The 18197-nt window shown below is 26.6% G+C and carries 17 protein-coding genes and 1 pseudogene; 9 read left to right on the top strand and 9 right to left on the bottom strand.

Features of this window, described 5'->3' with window-relative positions:
• Window positions 1–17: 17 nt before the first annotated feature.
• The 9 genes and pseudogenes from FRW55_RS02995 to FRW55_RS03035 all read right to left on the bottom strand — a co-directional run.
• Window positions 18–617, bottom strand: a pseudogene (locus FRW55_RS02995) (IS1634 family transposase); the annotation flags it as partial.
• On the bottom strand, window positions 601–1239 hold the full coding sequence (locus FRW55_RS03000; protein WP_146368325.1) for a hypothetical protein: 639 nt from the start codon (window positions 1237–1239) through the stop codon (window positions 601–603). The pseudogene FRW55_RS02995 and the gene FRW55_RS03000, both read right to left, overlap by 17 nt.
• Window positions 1240–1774: 535 nt before the next feature.
• The gene (locus tag FRW55_RS03005) at window positions 1775–2821 is read right to left on the bottom strand and encodes a Fic family protein (RefSeq protein WP_146368668.1); all 1047 of its coding nucleotides are present in this window, start codon (window positions 2819–2821) and stop codon (window positions 1775–1777) included.
• A 137-nt stretch (window positions 2822–2958) separates the two neighbouring features.
• A complete protein-coding gene (locus FRW55_RS03010) occupies window positions 2959–6012 on the bottom strand; it encodes a type I restriction endonuclease subunit R (RefSeq protein ID WP_146368669.1) in 3054 nt (1017 codons plus the stop codon).
• Between the two features lie 13 nt (window positions 6013–6025).
• The gene (locus FRW55_RS03015; protein ID WP_146368670.1) at window positions 6026–6727 is read right to left on the bottom strand and encodes a restriction endonuclease subunit S; all 702 of its coding nucleotides are present in this window, start codon (window positions 6725–6727) and stop codon (window positions 6026–6028) included.
• Window positions 6675–7331, bottom strand: a complete 657-nt coding sequence (locus tag FRW55_RS03020; protein WP_146368671.1) for a restriction endonuclease subunit S — start codon at window positions 7329–7331, stop codon at window positions 6675–6677. Before FRW55_RS03020 ends, FRW55_RS03015 begins: the two co-directional genes overlap by 53 nt.
• Window positions 7324–8901 carry a type I restriction-modification system subunit M gene (locus tag FRW55_RS03025; protein ID WP_146368672.1) on the bottom strand — a complete coding sequence of 526 codons (1578 nt, stop codon included), beginning with the start codon at window positions 8899–8901 and terminating at the stop codon, window positions 7324–7326. The genes FRW55_RS03020 and FRW55_RS03025 overlap by 8 nt, the downstream gene beginning before the upstream one ends.
• 110 nt (window positions 8902–9011) lie before the next feature.
• Window positions 9012–9443, bottom strand: coding sequence for a hypothetical protein (locus FRW55_RS03030; RefSeq protein ID WP_146368673.1), 432 nt, complete (start codon window positions 9441–9443; stop codon window positions 9012–9014).
• Between the two features lie 224 nt (window positions 9444–9667).
• Window positions 9668–10453: a phosphoheptose isomerase family protein gene (locus tag FRW55_RS03035; RefSeq protein ID WP_146309131.1), complete on the bottom strand. Its 786-nt coding sequence runs from the start codon at window positions 10451–10453 to the stop codon at window positions 9668–9670.
• Window positions 10454–10687: 234 nt separating this feature from the next.
• Here FRW55_RS03035 and FRW55_RS03040 point away from each other — a divergent pair, with 234 nt between their 5' ends.
• Genes FRW55_RS03040 through FRW55_RS03080 form a run of 9 tightly spaced genes read left to right on the top strand, consistent with a single transcriptional unit; the run spans window position 10688 to window position 18057 of the window.
• A complete protein-coding gene (locus tag FRW55_RS03040; protein WP_146368674.1) occupies window positions 10688–11974 on the top strand; it encodes an N-acetylmuramoyl-L-alanine amidase-like domain-containing protein in 1287 nt (428 codons plus the stop codon).
• 17 nt (window positions 11975–11991) lie between these two features.
• A complete protein-coding gene (gene murQ / locus FRW55_RS03045; RefSeq protein ID WP_146368675.1) occupies window positions 11992–12870 on the top strand; it encodes an N-acetylmuramic acid 6-phosphate etherase in 879 nt (292 codons plus the stop codon).
• Complete coding sequence (locus FRW55_RS03050) at window positions 12854–13177, top strand: PTS lactose/cellobiose transporter subunit IIA (RefSeq protein WP_162847765.1); 324 nt, start codon at window positions 12854–12856, stop codon at window positions 13175–13177. Before murQ ends, FRW55_RS03050 begins: the two co-directional genes overlap by 17 nt.
• A gap of 11 nt (window positions 13178–13188) precedes the next feature.
• Window positions 13189–13728 (top strand): hypothetical protein, encoded by a 540-nt coding sequence (locus FRW55_RS03055; protein WP_146368676.1) that lies wholly within the window; start codon window positions 13189–13191, stop codon window positions 13726–13728.
• Entirely contained in the window at window positions 13728–14036 is a 309-nt protein-coding gene (locus tag FRW55_RS03060) for a PTS sugar transporter subunit IIB (RefSeq protein WP_146368677.1), read from the top strand. Before FRW55_RS03055 ends, FRW55_RS03060 begins: the two co-directional genes overlap by 1 nt.
• Window positions 14036–15505 (top strand): PTS transporter subunit EIIC, encoded by a 1470-nt coding sequence (locus tag FRW55_RS03065; protein ID WP_146367572.1) that lies wholly within the window; start codon window positions 14036–14038, stop codon window positions 15503–15505. The genes FRW55_RS03060 and FRW55_RS03065 overlap by 1 nt, the downstream gene beginning before the upstream one ends.
• A complete protein-coding gene (locus tag FRW55_RS03070; protein ID WP_146367573.1) occupies window positions 15505–15852 on the top strand; it encodes a hypothetical protein in 348 nt (115 codons plus the stop codon). The genes FRW55_RS03065 and FRW55_RS03070 overlap by 1 nt, the downstream gene beginning before the upstream one ends.
• The gene (locus FRW55_RS03075) at window positions 15852–16943 is read left to right on the top strand and encodes a DUF871 domain-containing protein (RefSeq protein WP_146368678.1); all 1092 of its coding nucleotides are present in this window, start codon (window positions 15852–15854) and stop codon (window positions 16941–16943) included. Before FRW55_RS03070 ends, FRW55_RS03075 begins: the two co-directional genes overlap by 1 nt.
• Window positions 16933–18057 (top strand): anhydro-N-acetylmuramic acid kinase, encoded by a 1125-nt coding sequence (locus FRW55_RS03080; protein ID WP_146368679.1) that lies wholly within the window; start codon window positions 16933–16935, stop codon window positions 18055–18057. The genes FRW55_RS03075 and FRW55_RS03080 overlap by 11 nt, the downstream gene beginning before the upstream one ends.
• The last annotated feature ends 140 nt before the right edge of the window (window positions 18058–18197 follow it).

Below are 18197 nucleotides of genomic sequence, written 5' to 3' on the forward strand. Positions count from 1 at the left end.
TTGAAAAATATGTTTGTTCAGTTATTGACTAAATTTTCTCTATCTTTTCTGTCTTTTGAAGCTCTTGATGAAGAGTAAGAGATAATTCTTCGTCTCACTTTATCGTTTTTTCTACCATTTTGTCAAGTTGAAAAATATGTTTGTTCCTTATACTTAAAATCTCCACCATAATTAACGTAGTCATCTTGTTTTAAGACGTATTCCTTGACTTTTTTACTTCCTGCTTTCATACGATATGAAATGATATAGTCAATACCGTGTGCTTCTAAAAATCTAATGTTAGCGTTTGTACTCATCCCTTTATCACAAACAATTACAACTTTTTCAATTTCATAAACTCTTTTCATCTCAAGCATAAAATGAATGAAAGTTTTTGAATCAGTTGTATTTCCGGGGAACAATTTATAATGCAATGGAATTCCGTTTTCATCTGTAATTAAACCAATAACTACTTGATCTTCTTTAAATTTTCCATCTTTAGAAAAACCAGGTACTCTTATTCCTATTCTTGAAAATGATTCAAAATAAGCAGTTGTTGTGTCATATCAAAGAACTTGTAATTTTCTCTTATTTTCTGATACTAATTGATTATTTATATTTTTAAGAATTTGTTCCTTGTACTCTTATTCCTATTCTTGAAAATGATTCAAAATAAGCAGTTGTTGTGTCATATCAAAGAACTTGTAATTTTCTCTTATTTTCTGATACTAATTGATTATTTATATTTTTAAGAATTTGTTCCTTGTTATCAAATAAGTAATCTAAAGCATTGTAGAAACTAGTTTTTCCAACATTTAATTCAGTATCAGTTTCTTCTTGTGAATTGAAAATTCCTCAAATACTTTTCTTTTCAACAACTCTTTTTTGAAGCATATATCTTAAAATGTCCACAACATTTTTTGATTTCGTTGATTTTAAATCATTAAAAATATTTAATTTATCTATAAATTTATTAATAATTTCTAGAGAATAATTTGAAACTTTAATTTTAGTTTGATTCTTTTTTAAGAATTTGTCAACTATTGGTTTTAATTTGTTTCTATCTCACTCAGTATCTCAGTTTTCACACTCAGTTTTAAGAGCATTAATTGGATCAGAGTTGAATTTTTGTAGTTCACTTAAACTTCCGATACCGATTGATTTTTTATAACCTTTACCATATCCGCCACTGATTGCTAATGATATATAATATTCATCTTTTCTTTTGCTTTTTACAACTATTCATTTATCTTTTTTCATAACTTATATTATACCACAACTACAATGTAATTATGTACAAAAAAATTAAATTATTTTGTGTTCTTTTATACGTAGTATAAAAGGTATAAAAAATAGAGTCTACAACTATTCATTTATCTTTTTTCATAACTTATATTATACCACAACTACAATGTAATTATGTACAAAAAAATTAAATTATTTTGTGTTCTTTTATACGTAGTATAAAAGGTATAAAAAATAGAGTCGTTTTTATGACTCTAACTTGGAAACTCAGGATAATCAGTTAGATTTATCTCAATTACTTTTTTCACAGGTTTAAAATAAAAAACCAACGTTATAAATAACGTTGATCTGCAACTACGGCTGAGGATAAAAACATTATCCACGCCTTATTTCTTAGTTTGTGTTTAAAGTTGAGTTAGTATAGATCTTTTTTAGTTGCATTTAAATTATATAACAATTTTATATATTTGTAAAAATATGTTAAAAAAGTTGATTTATTTTTAAATTTTTAACTCCAACATTAATTTATATCATTTTCAGCAGATTATTACTATTTTAGTCGTATATATTTTATTGCTCTTCCTACACCCTCTCTCTTGATTTCACCATCTTCAATTAACTTTCTTAATGCTAGTTCAATAGAACTTATACTTAGTGATGGACAAAGTTCTCTAATGTCTTGTTTGGTAAATCTTCCAAGTTTGTGTAATATCGCTTTTCTTACTTGTTCAATAGCTGGAAGTTTTTCTTCTATAATTGTAAATCTATCTTCAAACTCCTTATATGCAGCAAGAATTATTCCTAATAGATGCTTTATAAAAGGTAATACATCCTCGTTTTCATCATGTCAATGAACTCCTGCTTGCCTTAAAGTATCATAATATGCTGTTTTATCTTTATAAATTAGGGATTCAAGTGAAATGTATTTAGCTACATAAAAACCACTTCTATATAATAAAAGTGTTGTTAGCAATCTACTCATTCTACCATTACCATCATTAAATGGGTGAATACATAAAAAGTCATGAATGAAAATAGGTATAGCAAGAAGTGGATCTAATTCCAAATTAGCGATAACCTTATTATATTCATTACATATTTTATCTAACGCTTCAGGAGTTTCAAAAGGTGAAAGTGGTGTGAATAAAACTTCAGTGTGTCCATCAGAGTATGTTGCACTGATATAATTTTGCGCATTCTTAGTTTTATCTGCAATTGGATTATTCATATGACTAAACATAATTTTGTGCATTTGTAAAATATAATTTTTCGAAATAGGAATTACATCAAAGCTTTCATTAATAATATTCAAAACATCTCTATATCCTGCAATTTCTTGTTCATTTCTATTTCTTGGAGTTGTCTTTTCTTCCACTAACTGTCTAAGTCTTGTGCTTGTAGTTACAATTCCTTCAATTTCATTAGAAGCTTTTATACTTTGAATCTTCGCTATTTCTATAAGTTTATTCAATTCTTCATGTTTTTGCCTCAAATAAAGTTCTTGTCTACCTTGGTATCTATAAATCGAAGCAACTAAACCAAGAACTTCTGAATCCCATTTTTTATCCTTAATTTTAGAATAATTAAAATTTTTCATTAGTTTCTCCCTTATAGTTTAACTTATTCCTTAAAATATACTAAATTTTAAGGGAAAATTCAAAATTTAAGGGTAAATCAAGTACAAAATCAAACTAAACAAGACTATTTAACGTTGCTTCACTATTACATAACGTTTTATAATCCAAAAAATTCTTCGATAAGTTTTTTTAGTTTAGTTATAACTTTTTCTTTTTTCTTTTGTTTATCATTATTCATTCTCGAAAGTTTAGGTAATATGTTATTTAATTGAATACCATTTGGTGAAACTTCACCTTTTTCTATTGATTGTATAATAAAATTAGATGCTTCGTTATCAGTATTGATAAGTTTTTCTTCGTTTATAAGCTCTTGTATTTTTTCTTCACGTTTTTTTAATGCAAATTCATAGAACTCACCTAAAATGTCTTGCTTTACTTGTAAAGTAGTTAAATTCATACTGTCTAAAAATTCAATAATAAGTTCTTCTTTTTCTCTATATCCAACGCTAGATTTAATGTATCTTCTTATCTCTTCTTTAAGAGTTGAAATATCATTATGTTCTTTAGACTTATCAATGATTAATTTAAATATATAATCTAAATTTATTTCATCAGTTCTTAAAAGTTCAATGTGAAATTCAAGGTTAGCAAAATCTTTCGAGAGATTTTCTTTTTCTTTGTGATCTCTTTCCTTGATAAATGATTCTCTTATATCAAGATATACACTCTTCATATCTTGTTTTTCTCGTTCACTTAAAATTGGTTCACTATTATGAAAATCATCAAAGTTTCTTAATATATTTTCTAATTTAAGGAATTGACCAAATGTTTTAACAAATTCTTCCTTCTCTTTTTCTGAGTTAATTTTAGTTGGTTCTGAAAATTCTGTTTTTAGCTTATTACAAATTTCTTCATAACCTGTTACATAATTACCAGAAATATCATCTTTGAACCCTTTCATGTACTGTTCATAACTTTTTTCAAGCATAACATTAAGACTGTTTTTGTCACCAAAAGTTCTAACAGCATCTTCAGTAGCTTTTTGTAAGTCTCTAAAACATACAATGTTTCCAAAACTTTTAACTTCATTAAAGATTCTGTTAGTTCTCGAAAAAGCTTGAATTAATCCATGATATCTTAAATTTTTATCAACAAAAAGTGTATTTAAACTTGGTGCATCAAAACCTGTTAAAAACATTCCAACTACAATAAGTAGGTCGACTTCTTTATCTCTTACTCTTTTTGAAAGATCAGAATAATAATTTTGAAAACCTTTTGCATCAGTTGAAAAATTTAACTTTTCATCATAAAACATTGAATTATAATCATTAATTGCTTTTTCAAGGAATTCTCTTGATGATTGGTCTAATAATTTTGTTGGTTCATCTAAATCTTCATCTAATAACTCACCAATAGCATCTTGTTTTTCGTTTGGTGTAAAACTAAAAATTGTTGCTATTTTTAATTTTTCTTCATTATTTTTATTTTTTTGTAAATCATTTAAAACAGCATAATATTTTTTAGCTGCTTCAACATTTTCAACCGCTAAAATAGCATTAAAACCGCTTAATTTCTTGTTTTTGTGGGTATATGAAATTCCTCTATGAGTTTTTTCATTGAATACGCTCAAAATATGCTCACTAATTTTTGTAATTCTTTCTAAGTTACCAAGAACTTTACTTTCAAGTGTTTTTAACTTAATTTCATCAGTTTCAGTTTCTTCTTCTTTAAAAGAAGCTGATACATTACAATAATCGACTTTAAACTTTAATACTTTACCATCTCTAATAGCATCAGTAATAACATATGAGTGTAATAATTGTCCAAAAATTGAACCAGTAATTTCATTACCAAGTGCATTTTCAACAAATATTGGAGTTCCTGTAAATCCAAATTGATAATACTTTTTGAATTTTTTAGTTATATTTTTTTGTATTTCTCCAAATTGAGATCTATGGCATTCATCATAAATTAAAACACAATGCTTGTCAAAAATAGGGTGATTTAAGTTTTTGCTAATAAAATTATTTAGTTTTTGAATTGTTGTAACAATGATCTTTTTGTCACTAGATTCAATAGACTTTTTCAGTGCAGTAGTATCTCTAATCGATTCAACACTATCTTTATCAAATTTTTTGTATTCATTAACTGTTTGATAATCTAAGTCTTTTCTATCAACAACGAAAAATACTTTATCAATAAAATCTAAATTTCTAGCTAAGTTTGCTGTCTTGAATGAAGTTAGTGTTTTACCTGATCCGGTTGTGTGTCAAATATAACCACCACCTTCTACTGAACCATATTTTTTATTTTCAAAACTTGATTTAATTTTTCACAAAATTCTTTCAGTAGCAGCTATTTGATATGGACGCATCACTAATAATTTATTTTGTGATGTAAAAATACAATATTTAGTTAGAATTTCCAACAACACTCTTCTTTCAAAAAATGTTTTTGTAAAATCAACAAGATCAGGAATAGGATTATTTTTTGAATCTGCTCATTCACAAGCAAAATCCATACTATTTTTACCATCATTATAATTGTTAGTAAAATACTTAGTCATAGTTCCATTGGAAATAACAAATATCTGTACATATTTGTATAAAGAATTTACAGTATTAAAACTCTCTTTACTATATCTATTAATTTGATAGAACGCTTCAGAAATAAGTCTTCCTCTGGATTTAAGCTCAATATGTACAAGCGGAAGTCCATTGACCAAAATAGTTACATCATAAATATTTAAATGTATCCCATTTTGTTTGAATTGATTAATAACTTGTAAACTATTATTATTTAAATCTTTTTTATCAATTAGCTTTATATTTTGTTTTTCGTTATTATCAAAAGTAAAAGTTATTATATGATCTTCTTGAATTTGTCTAGATTTATCAGTTAGATTATGTTTAGGATTTGTAAAAACTTCTTCACTAAATCTCTTTCATTCATTATCATTAAATTTAATCTTATTTAATTTTTCAATTTGAGTTCTAAGATTAATTAGTAAATCTTGTGGTTCCTTAAGATTTTCTAAATATTGATAACCTTGCTGTTTAAGTGAATTAATAAGAAATTTTTCTAAAGCTTCTTCACTTTGATAACTTTTAGCTTCGTTAGCAACAGATTTATACTGAGCTAAAATAATCCCAGTATTTAATTCTGCGATTGTCGATAGTTTTTTAACGTTATTTTCATTGGGATTAGACATAAATCCTCCATTATTATTCTTTTGGAAAATCTAAAAGTTTATTTCTATAATATTCATACTGTTGTTTTCTAAGTTTAATTTCCTTAGGTAAAGAGTTTTTAGTTCCTTCTGTTAACTCTGAAAATTTATCAAGTATTTTTACGATTTTGTTTTGTATTTCGATTGGGGGAATAGGGATTTTAATTTTAGAAATTTTTTCTTTTGATACATTAAATCTAGTTACTCCAGTCGTTATGTTAATTATTTGTTTTCTTATTAATTCAGATCTAAATAAATATTGAGAAAATTTCGGAATCAAAACCTTAGGTTCATTTAATCTTAAACCGAACGAAAAACTATTTAAATAAATTTTTTCTTTCGGAAAAAAATTGACAACCGAACTTAAACCAGCTTCTTCTAAATTTTCTGAAGATCCTGTAAAAAGAATATCTCCATATTTAATATTATTTTGATTTTCATCTTTATCTATGTAAACTCAATTATCTAAAAAATCTTCATTTAACTCATCATTATTAAAAATATTTATATATGAAACATATTTGAAATTTCCATTAGTAAAATCATATTTATTTTTAGATTTTAATCCTGTATACAATTTTCCTATTTCACTTAAACTTTTTCACTCAAATTTTTCTGCTTCTTCAAATATAGGAAAATATTTTCTACTTATTTGCCACGCGCAACGTCTCTCTCTCTGGGCTATCTGTATTATCAAACGCTAATAATTTATCCTTATAATACTTATATTGTTTATTCCGGCGCTCCAACTCGCGCTCCAACTCTTTAACATAAATGTTGAATTTATCAAGTATTTTTACGATTTTGTTTTGTGTATCTATCGAAGGAATTGGGATTTTTAGTTCTTTTAATTCGTTTATATTGACTTTTTTAAATGTAGATAAATTTGAATTATTTATACACCATTCGGATATCTCATAAAAATAATGAAGTAAAAACTCTACTGATATTGTATTTTCGTATTCTTTTTTCACACTTAAGTTTGTAAATTGTTGATTTGCTAATGAATCTTCATATAATAATCCAAATTGTCCAATAGTAGCAGTAGTGGAAAGTAGAAATGAGTTTTTTTTAAATAATCCACTACCTTTTACAGCCTCTTTAGTTATCTTCTGCTTTGATTTCTTTAATACACTTCCTTGCTCTTTTAAATCATCTAACCTAAATCAATTGTAAACACCATCTTTTCAATAATCTGGGTTATTTTTATAAGGGGTATAACCATTTCTTATTTCAAAAACTTCACCAATAGTTTTTCACTCAACTTTTTCATTTTTAATCAAATCTCAAATCTTATTCATCTTCTTCTAAATCCTTAACTATTTCATCAATGGCATTTCTTAATTCGTTAATTCTTTGAACAGTTTCTTGAATCTCTTGATTTAATAATTTGATATCAATTTTTTCTCTAGTGTCTTCTTTTTCAACGTATTTTAGAACAGATAGATCATAATCATTCTTTTCTATCTCTTCTTTATCAACATATCTAGAGAAATATTGAATTTCTTTTCTTTCTCTAAATTCTTTGATAATATTTTCGATATTTTCATCACTAAGAATGTTATTATTAGTTTCTTTCTTGAATTCTTTTGATGCATCAATGAATAAAACCTTATTTTCAGTTTTATTTTTAGACATAACTAAAATACAGGTAGCAATTGATGTACCAAAGAATAAGTTATCAGGAAGTTGAATGATACAGTCAATAAAATTATTATCAACTAAATATTTACAAATTGTTTTTTCAGCACCTTTACGGTAGAAAATTCCAGGGAAACAAACTATAGCAGCTCTACCTTGAGATGAAAGATGATGTAAGGAGTGTAATATGAAAGCAAAATCAGCCTTAGATTTAGGAGCTAATCTTCCAGCTGGAGCAAAACGTTCATCATTAATTAATGTTGGATCATCTTCTCCGATTCATTTTATTGAATACGGCGAATTCGATACAATGGCATCAAAAGGTTTTTGATCCATATGTAATGGTTGAATTAAAGTATCACCTCTTTTAATTCAGAAATCATTGTAGTTAATGTTATGCAAGAACATATTCATTCTTGCTAAGTTAAAGTTGGTCATATTTATTTCTTGACCATAAAAACCTTCTTCAATAACACCTTCACTATATTGTTTTTTCATTTGCAATAAAAGTGAACCAGAACCACAAGTAGGATCGTAAACTTTATTTATTTTAGTTTTACCATCCATTACGATTCTAGCTAGTAATTTAGAAACAGATTGTGGAGTAAAAAATTCTCCTCCTGATTTTCCAGCATTACTTGCATAATTTGAAATTAAAAATTCATATGCATCACCGAAAGCATCAATGTCATTTTCGATAAAACTATCAAAATTGATCTCAGCAATTCCATTTAATATTTTTGCAAGACGATCATTTTTTTCTTTTACTGTATTTCCTAATCTATTGCTTGTGATATCAATATCATCAAATAATCCTTTAATATCTTCTTCAGAATCATTTCCCACTGCACTATTCTCGATACTTTTGAATATATTATCAAGATCTACATTTAAATTTTCATTAGTATTTGCGTTTTTCACAACATTAGCAAATAATTGACTTGGCAAAATAAAAAATCCTTTTTCAGTTATACTGTCATATTTAAAATTTTCATTTGCTATTTCGTCACTAATATTTTTATAATCAAAGTCTAAATTACCTGATTCATGTTCATCTTTATTAAAATAATCATCTAAATTTTCTGAGATGAAACGATAGAAGAGAATTCCTAGTACATATTGTTTAAAATCTCATCCGTCAACTGAACCACGAACTTCATCAGCAATGGCTCAAATTTTTTTATGTAATTTAGCTCTTTGTGTTGTTTGTTTTGATAAATTACTACTCATAAATACCCCTTAATATCTATTCTTATTTATATATTATAAATAATTAAATAATATTTAAATAGACATTCAAATAAAACAAAAAAATGTAGGATATCCTACATTAAAAATCATTAAAGTGATTTGTATCTTTGAATTAAGTTTTGAAGATTATAAAAATTATAATCCTTATTTTCTTTAGTTTCTTGTGCTAATCAGAAAATTGACTCGTAAATATTTTTTATTTGTGTTTTATTATACTTACTTTCAATTTTTTTAAACTCTACAATCAAACCTAAAATAGGCATTATTGAAATAATTTTTGAACCAAAAGCATATTGTTCACTATCAAATTTTTTTGAACTTTCAAAAACAAGTTGTGTTTCATCTAAAACATACTCTTCAATGACAGAAATTGTTTTGATTTTTTCTTTCATTGCTTTTAATTTAGATTTTCAATTTAGTATAAAGTAAATTGACACAAATGCAGTAAAACATAATTCAACAAAATCTAAAATTAAAAAGAATCAAAATTGAGATAAACCTTTAACTATTTCGGTTTCCATTATAAAATTATCTTTAACAACAATAACATTAAGTTTTACTAATATTCCATAAATAAGAAGCATTGCAAAAATTACTATATTAATACTTAAATAAATAAAAATAGTTTTTATTACTTTATTAACTTTATTTTCAGTTTCACCTTCAAGAATTTTGATTGCATTAAAAACATTCTTGGGTAGTTCACTAGTAGAATTGTCTTATAGTTAATATCATATTTTCTCCTCTATTCTTGTCTGTATGAAGTTAACTTGATTTTTTCTAAATTATCACCCATTGATTTCATACAATCATAAATTTTATAGAAAATTTCAGCTGAAGCTATTCTAGATTTCATAGAATAAAGTCTTAGTCCATCACTTTTTTCATTTGAATCAACCTTAAAATAGAATTTAACCTTATTTTTAATTTCCTCAGGTATTCAAGATGAAATTAAAATAACTTTTGCTTTTGTTTTCTTAATGATTTCAATCATTCATAAATGTTGTAAAGAGATGGAATTAACTATAATTACATCATTTTCATTCAAAATGTGGCTTAATCCAATTTGTTCATATTTATTTCACACCAAAATACAATGTTTGTCCATTCTTAATAGTTTAAGATAAAAATCATAATTAAATCCTACTGATGAAGAAACACCAACTAAAAATATTTTATTAGCACTATTTAATATTTTAGCCGCTTTGTAAATTGAATCACCATAGTCTACTTTTTCAGTATTTGACTTAAAATCTATTAATAAATTATGAACAAAAATAATTTCTTTAAAATTTGTTAAATTTGTCTTTTTAACAAAGAAAGTCAGTGCTGAATTTGATACACCAATAGTTTTAGCAAAATCTATAGCTTTAGTGAATTTTTCACCATTTTGCAACATTTCTAATATTTTTGTAGCTATATACGAACTTACATTTTTATCTTGTTTACTTATAGAAATAAGAGAAGATACATATTCTTCAGAACGACTATTTTTTGATTGCTCACTACTTGTTGTTTTTTTCTTACTCATATATATAAATTATAGAAAATAACTGACATAAATTTTCATTTTCAAATGTGGAAAATATATTTTCATAAAATGAATTTTTTATAAAAAATGTTAATTTAATCTGTTTTTAAGTATATAAATTAACTTTTTAGTTATTATTAAAAATATTTTAATAAAAATAAAAGATTAATAAAAATATTTTTAATTTCAACCTATTATATTTATAAAATTTAGTTGTAGAGATAGGGAGGTTTAATGAAGTTAAACAAAAAAGTTTTTACTTTGATTTTTGGAGCTTCTACAATACTAACAACATTACCATTAGTATCATGCGTTCAAAAATCTGAAGAAGTAAAAAATATTGAAAATTCAAATAAAGAAATCAATCTTTCAATAACTTATTCAAATGAATTGAAGGCTAAAATTGATGATATTGAAAAATTCAATAAAGAAAGTTTAAGTGGAGGAAAAAATTCTCATTTACTAAATGAATCTAAAGCTGAAATTGCTAAAGCTAAAGAACTTTTAAATAAAGTAAATGCATTAATTTCTGAACACAAAAGTTATGAAAATAACGCTGATCTTAAAAATAAAATTGATGAATTTGCTAAATTCATTCAATCAGTAAAAGATAGAGCACCATTTGAATTAGTAAATGGATACTCAAAATATCTTACAGAAAATGACTATGCAATCCTAACATATACATCTACAAAAAATAAAATTAAAGATGTTTTAAGTAAAACAGCTGAATGAAAAAAAGAAAATATTTCAAAAAATGAATTATTAGTAAGAATTGCTAATGAATTCATGGATGTGAAATATACAGCTGAAAGACTAATAGGATCACCAAATACATCTGAAATTTTAGTTGTTGATCTTGATAACTTAGATTGCTTTACATATTTAGATTATATTTATGCATTTGTTAATTCAAATAATGAAGATGAATTTATGCAAAACTTAGTTAATACTAGATATGTAAATGGTAAAGTAAGTTATGAAACCAGAAAACACTACTTTACTGACTGAGCTAGTGAAAAATTCTCACCTACAGGTTTACAAATGACTAATGTTGTAGACAAAAATATTTTAGGTGAAGATAAAGTGACGACACTTACATTCAATAGAAACATCAAAAAAGACACTGGTAAAGAAGTATTAGCAGGAACTGGAAGTGAAGTAAGAGAAATCAGTTATGTAAATTATGATAAAGTTACTGATGAACTTCTTTACAAATACTTCAAAGAAGGAGATATTGTAACTTTAGCAGCTCCTTCAAGCTTAAACGATTGACTTGATGTAACACACTGTGGTTTATTAATATTTAAAGATGAAGTTGATAAAAATGGCCAAACAGTTAAAAAAGCATACTACAGAAATGCTTCATCAAGTGCAAAAAACATGAAAGTAGTTGACACACCTCTTGTAGATTACTTACAAGACAGAAACATCAACACTAAAGAAAGTAACGCACAAGGTAAAACAGTTTACTATAATCCAGCTAAAGTTCCTGGTATTCTAATTTATAGAGCTGTGTAGAATCGGAGGAATTTGAGGTGAATGAAATTTCTAAACTAGATACTGAACAGAGAAATCCAAGAACCACAAATTTATCTAAAATTTCTACTGTTGAAATTGTAGAAAAATTCAATTATGAAGATTCACTTGTTCCACCATTAGTGCTTAAACACAAAGAACAAATCGCTCAAATTATTGAAATTGCTCACAAGCAACTTAAAGAATTTGATGGAAGAATTGTTTATATTGGAGCTGGTACTAGTGGAAGAATCGGTATTTTAGATGCTTCTGAAATATATCCAACTTTTGGTGTTAAAAACAAAGTTATTGGACTAATTGCTGGTGGTTTAGATGCAATAATCACTCCACAAGAAGGTTCAGAAGATAATAGAGAACAAGCGATCATCGACTTAAAGAATATAAATTTAAGTAAAAATGATATTCTAATTGGTTTAACAGCATCAGGAAGAACTCCATATGTTGTTTCTGGATTAGAATATGCAAAAAAAATCGGTGCAAAAACAGCTTTTATTTGTAATAGTATAAACTCACCAACATCAAAATGGGTTGATGTGGCTGTTGAAATAGAAACTGGCGCCGAAACAATAACAGGTTCAACCAGATTAAAAGCAGGTACTTCACAAAAATTAGTTTGCAACATGATTTCATCTTCAGTAATGATAAAACTAGGTTATGTCGAAGAAAACTTTATGATAAATGTTGTACCTTCAAATCAAAAATTACGTGAAAGATGTATTAATATGATTATGCAAATAACAAAAAAAGAACGTGATTTTGTTGAAGAAATATTTAAGGTTGCCAACAATGTTAAAATCTCTATTTTAATGATTGAAAACAATTTTACTTATGAACAAGCTAAAAAGGAGTACGAAAAAATTTATGGATCAAGAAATTAATGTAGAATTAATTGCTTTTGAACTAATTGCTAATAGTGGTGGAGCAAAAGCATTATTCTTAGAAGCGTTAGATCACGCTATTGAATCTGAATTTGAACTTGCTAATCAAAAAATCAAAGAAGGAAAGCAATTATTACAAAATGTTCACAGTTCTCATGCTGAATTACTTACAGCTGAAGCTAATAAACAAGTTAATAATATACCTTTATTACTTATTCATGCTGAAGATCAATTCATGCAAGCTGAAAGTGCATTAATACTTGCTGAAAAAACAATAAAAATATTTAAAAAACTAAATATTAAATAGAAAGGAAAGACATGTTAAAAGGGAAAATAATTCGCCCATTTGTACTTTCATTATTAAGTGTAATATTTTCTATTATTGCTACATTGTCATTCATTCCTAAGATTATTCAATCAGGAAAGAGCAATTATGCAATTGAAGCACACAAATATGGTGATATTAACATGAATGTTACCGTAATTATTATGGTTTTATTTGCTGCTTTAGCACTTTATTATGTCGTAAGAGGATTAATTAAGAATAAAAAAGATGGAATTGTCGGAACAAAAAAAGACAACATTTTATCAATCTTAGTTATTTCTATAACAATTATTGCAGTAATTACAGCAATTTATAGTGCTATTGCCTACAAAGCATTTGAACCTAGTTTAGCATATGAACTACTTGAAGGTGGAAACCCACTTATTGAAAGTAAGTTAAATGTCTTAACAGCAAATAACGAAAAAATCAAATATATCATTTTATCAGTTGTATTTGTTTACTTCATTCTTGTTGCAACATTTTTAGTAGTATCAATAGTACTTAAAAAATCTAAAAAAGAGGAAGTAAAATAATGAAAGTTTTATTAATTTGTTCTGGTGGAATGAGTACACAAATGCTAATTAATTCACTAGAAAAAGAAGCTAAAAATCTAAACATTGATAATTTCAGTGCAAATGCTATTGGAATTCCAGAAATGGATGAATATCAAAATGATTTTGACATCGTTTTACTAGCTCCTCAAGTTAAATATAGATTTGAACAAATTGAGGAATTTGCTAAAAATAAAAATAAGTTAATTTACCAAATTCAAATGTCTGAATATACTCCACTTGGAGCAGGTAAATTACTAACCAATATTAAAAGATTAATGGAGGAATAATGAAAAAAGAGAAAACAAAAAACTCAAAAGTCACAAATCTTCTTAAATCTATCGAACGTATTTTTATGCCGATTATGGCTAAAATTGGTGAAAACAGATATATAAATGCCATCAGAAATGGTATGATCTCAATCATTCCTATTCTATTAATTGGTTCAACATTTATGATCATCTTTTTCTTCCCTATCGGTGCAAGTGAAACTTTAGGACAAAATGTCTTAATGCAAGCAAATGGAGGTAAATGAGCCTACTTACTTATGCTTCCATACCGTCTAACATACCCAATGCTAGGACTTTTTGCAGTTATAGGTATTTCACGTTCGCTAGCTAAAACCTATAAACTAGATGAACATCAAGCAATTTTAATGACTTTAATTGCATATCTTATCAGTATAACAGGTCCAACATACAAAAGTATTGGAAACCCAAGTTTTACCACAGGTTCATTCGGTAGTGCAACTGTTTTTGGTGGAATTTTAGTTTCAATCTTTTCAGTTGAAATTTTCAGAATTTGTACAAAATACAATATTATGATTAGACTTCCAAAAAGCGTTCCAGCAGTTGTTGCAAAACCATTCAACGCTTTAATTCCTATGTTACTTGTTATGATTCCTTGTTTATTTGTATTTAACTACTTGGAATTTAACATTCACTCATATGCTAATTATATTCTTGCTCCTTTACAAGGATTATTTGCAGGAAATAACTATTTAGGATTTGTATTAGTTGTATTATTAATTATGATCCTTTGAATCGCAGGAATTCATGGTGTATCAGTTGTTGGTGCACTTGCTAGACCATTCTGATTAGTTGCGATTGCTGAAAACACTCAATTACTTGAAAGTTTAAAAGTTACACAATTATTTGCTAAAGATGGTGGAACTATAATTACTGAACCATTCTTCCAATGATTCGTATGAATCGGTGGAGCTGGTGCTACATTCGGATTAGTTTTAGTAATGCTTCTTTTTGCAAAATCTAAATACATTAGAGCTATTACATATCCATCAATTATCCCAGGTTTATGTAATATTAACGAACCAATTATCTTTGGTTACCCATTAGTTCTTAATCCATACTTAGCTCTTCCAGCTATTCTTTCTCCTATTGTTCTTGGAACAATTACATTTATCTGTATGTCACTTAATATCATTCCAGTTGCTACTCAAACTGCTGGTTGAACACTTCCTACACCAGTTGGAGCTCTTCTTTCAACAGGTCTTAGTTGACAAGCTTGTTTATTTACATTTGTATTAATGTTTATTAGTGCTTTAGTTTGATTCCCATTCGCTAAAGCATATGACAGAAAAATGGTTAGAGAAGAAATTGAACAAGAAACTCAAGAAAGAATCGAACAAGCTAAAAAAGATAAAGTTGAATATAATGAAGAATTAATTCGTGAACAAGTAAGAAAAGAAATTAATTCAAGAAGTATATTTAAGAGAAAAAATAAAGTAAAATCTGCATAATGAGCGAATTTTGACTAACTATAACCTTAATGCTAACTGCTGTTATTGGTTACTTTATAGGTTTTTACACTTGAGAATTAAAATGAATTAAAAAAATATCTTCTTGAATTATAGTTCCACTTCCATTTATTGTTCTACTACTAATTGCAACACCTATGGTGATTGAAAACATTAATGGTGAAATAATTTTATACAGTGCTGGTTATCCAACATGCTTACTTATGGGTTTTAGTGTATGTATTTTTCTAAATCGTTGAGATATTTGAAGAAAATTACGTATTGATAAAGCTAAAAAGGCTGCTGGTTGAACTAAGTACGACACAAAAGAAAAGAAAGGTAAAAAATAATGCTTGGAATTTCAATTTACCCTGAAAAACAAGACAAAAATGAGATATTCAATTACCTTGAATTAGCTCACAAATACGGTTTTAAGAGAATTTTCTCTTGTCTTCTTTCTGCTACAACTAATAAAGATGAAACAATCAAAATCTTCAGTGAAATAAATGAATATGCGCACAAACTTGGTTTTACAATAATCTTAGATGTAAATCCAAGAGTATTTGATCAATTTGGTGCTTCATATGATGATTTAACATTCTTTAGTGAACTTAAAGCTGATGGAATTCGTTTAGACATGGGTTTTGATGGTAAAAAAGAAGCTGATATGACTTTTAATCCACAAAACTTAATGATAGAAATTAATATTTCCAATGACAATAAATACTTTGATAACATCCTTTCATACAATCCAAATAAAGAAAAGTTAATTGCATCACATAATTTCTATCCACAAGCCTACACGGGACTTTCTCTTGATTTTTTCAAAAGAATAACTCAAAAATTTAAAGATAATAATATAAAAACTGCAGCATTTATAACTTCGCATTCAGCTAAAGTTGGGCCATGAGTATTATCACATGGGTTAGTTTCACTTGAAATATTAAGAAATATGAGAATTGATTCTCAATATAAGTTCTATAGAGCTACAGGTTTAATCGATGATACGATCATTGGGAACTCTTTTGCATCTGAAGAAGAATTAAAACTTTTATCAAAAGTAGATCAAAATCCAATTATTAGTTTTAGATTAGAAAAAGATTCAATTAAAAATAACACTGAAATAGAAAATACTATTTTATTTGATAATCCACACTTTAGACGTGGTGACACTAATGATTACAGTGTTAGATCAACTCAATCAAGAGTAAAATATAAATCTGAAGATTTTACTGCTCACAACACTCCTGAGATTCTTAGAAAAGGTGACGTTGTCATCTGTAATAATAATTATGGTCAATATAAAGGTGAATTACAAATCATTTTGCAAGAACAAAAAAATATTGACTACGGTAAAAGTGTAGTTGGTAGAATAGTAGAAGAAGAAATAATTCTTTTGGATTATCTTAAACCACTTGAAAGGTTTACTTTTGAAAAATAATATTCAAGCAATTGGTTTAATGTGCGGTACAAGTGTTGACGCACTTGATATTGCTCATGTTCAAATTAAGGAAAATACAAAGATAAAAATGAATCTACTTAATTTTAAAATGGTTCCAATTCCTGCTGAATTAAAAGCAAAAATTATGAAATCATTTGAAGAAAATATTACTAGTAGATTTCTTTGTTCATTAAACTTTGAAATTGCAAACTTTTATGCAGAGCAAGTCAATAAATTTATTACCGAAAATAACTTAAATAAAGATGATATTAAATTTATTGCAAGTCATGGACAAACAATTTATCATTTAATTGATGCAAGTAATTCTGAAGCTAAATCAACTTTACAACTTGGTGACATAAGTGTCATTGCTAAAAAAACTCAAATTACTACAATAGGTGATTTTCGTCCAGCAGATATGGCTGTTGGTGGTCAGGGTGCTCCTCTAGTACCTAAACTAGATCAAATCTTATATAAAGATAAAAATAAAGTTAGATTATTTCAAAATATCGGCGGAATGAGTAATGTTTCAGTAATTGGTGAAAAAGAACTGGCTTTTGATAATGGTCCAGGTAATGTTTTGATTGATAAATGTATGAAACATTTTTACAATTTAGACTATGATAAAGATGCAAAAGTTGCCCTTAGTGGTAAAGTTAATAATGAACTACTTGAATATCTTAAAAACGATCCTTATTATGAACAAAAACCACCGAAATCAACTGGTAGAGAAAAATATAGTGATTCATATTTTAATACTTTAATAAACAAATTTAATTATATTTCTCCTAATGACATTACTACAACAATAACTTTTTTCACAGCATATATAATTGCTGAATCGTATAAGAAATTTATTATTGAAGAAAATAAAAAATATGAAGTTTACGTTTGTGGTGGTGGAGCTAATAATCCATTTATAGTTCGAAGTTTACAAAAACTATTAAAACCAATAAAAGTATATGACTTTGGAAAACTGGGTATTACCAGTGATTCTAAAGAAGCTGCTCAATTTGCACTATTAGGTTATTTAACTTATACAAAAAGAAACGGTAATCTAAAAAGTTCAACAGGAGCATATAAAGAGGTTATTTTAGGAAAAATAGCTTATTAATTCAATACCGACATTTATTTGTCGGTTTTTTGTTTTAAAAAATAAAAGTTGGAGTTAATCCAACTTTGCCTTTTTTAAACCTTGAAGTGCAAACGCTTCTCTTAACAATATTTTACAGTAAAATTGGTAGATTTTTTGAG

The sequence above is a fragment of the Mycoplasma anserisalpingitidis genome (assembly GCF_007859615.1).
GTDB classification, from domain to species: domain Bacteria; phylum Bacillota_I; class Bacilli_A; order Mycoplasmatales; family Metamycoplasmataceae; genus Mycoplasmopsis; species Mycoplasmopsis anserisalpingitidis.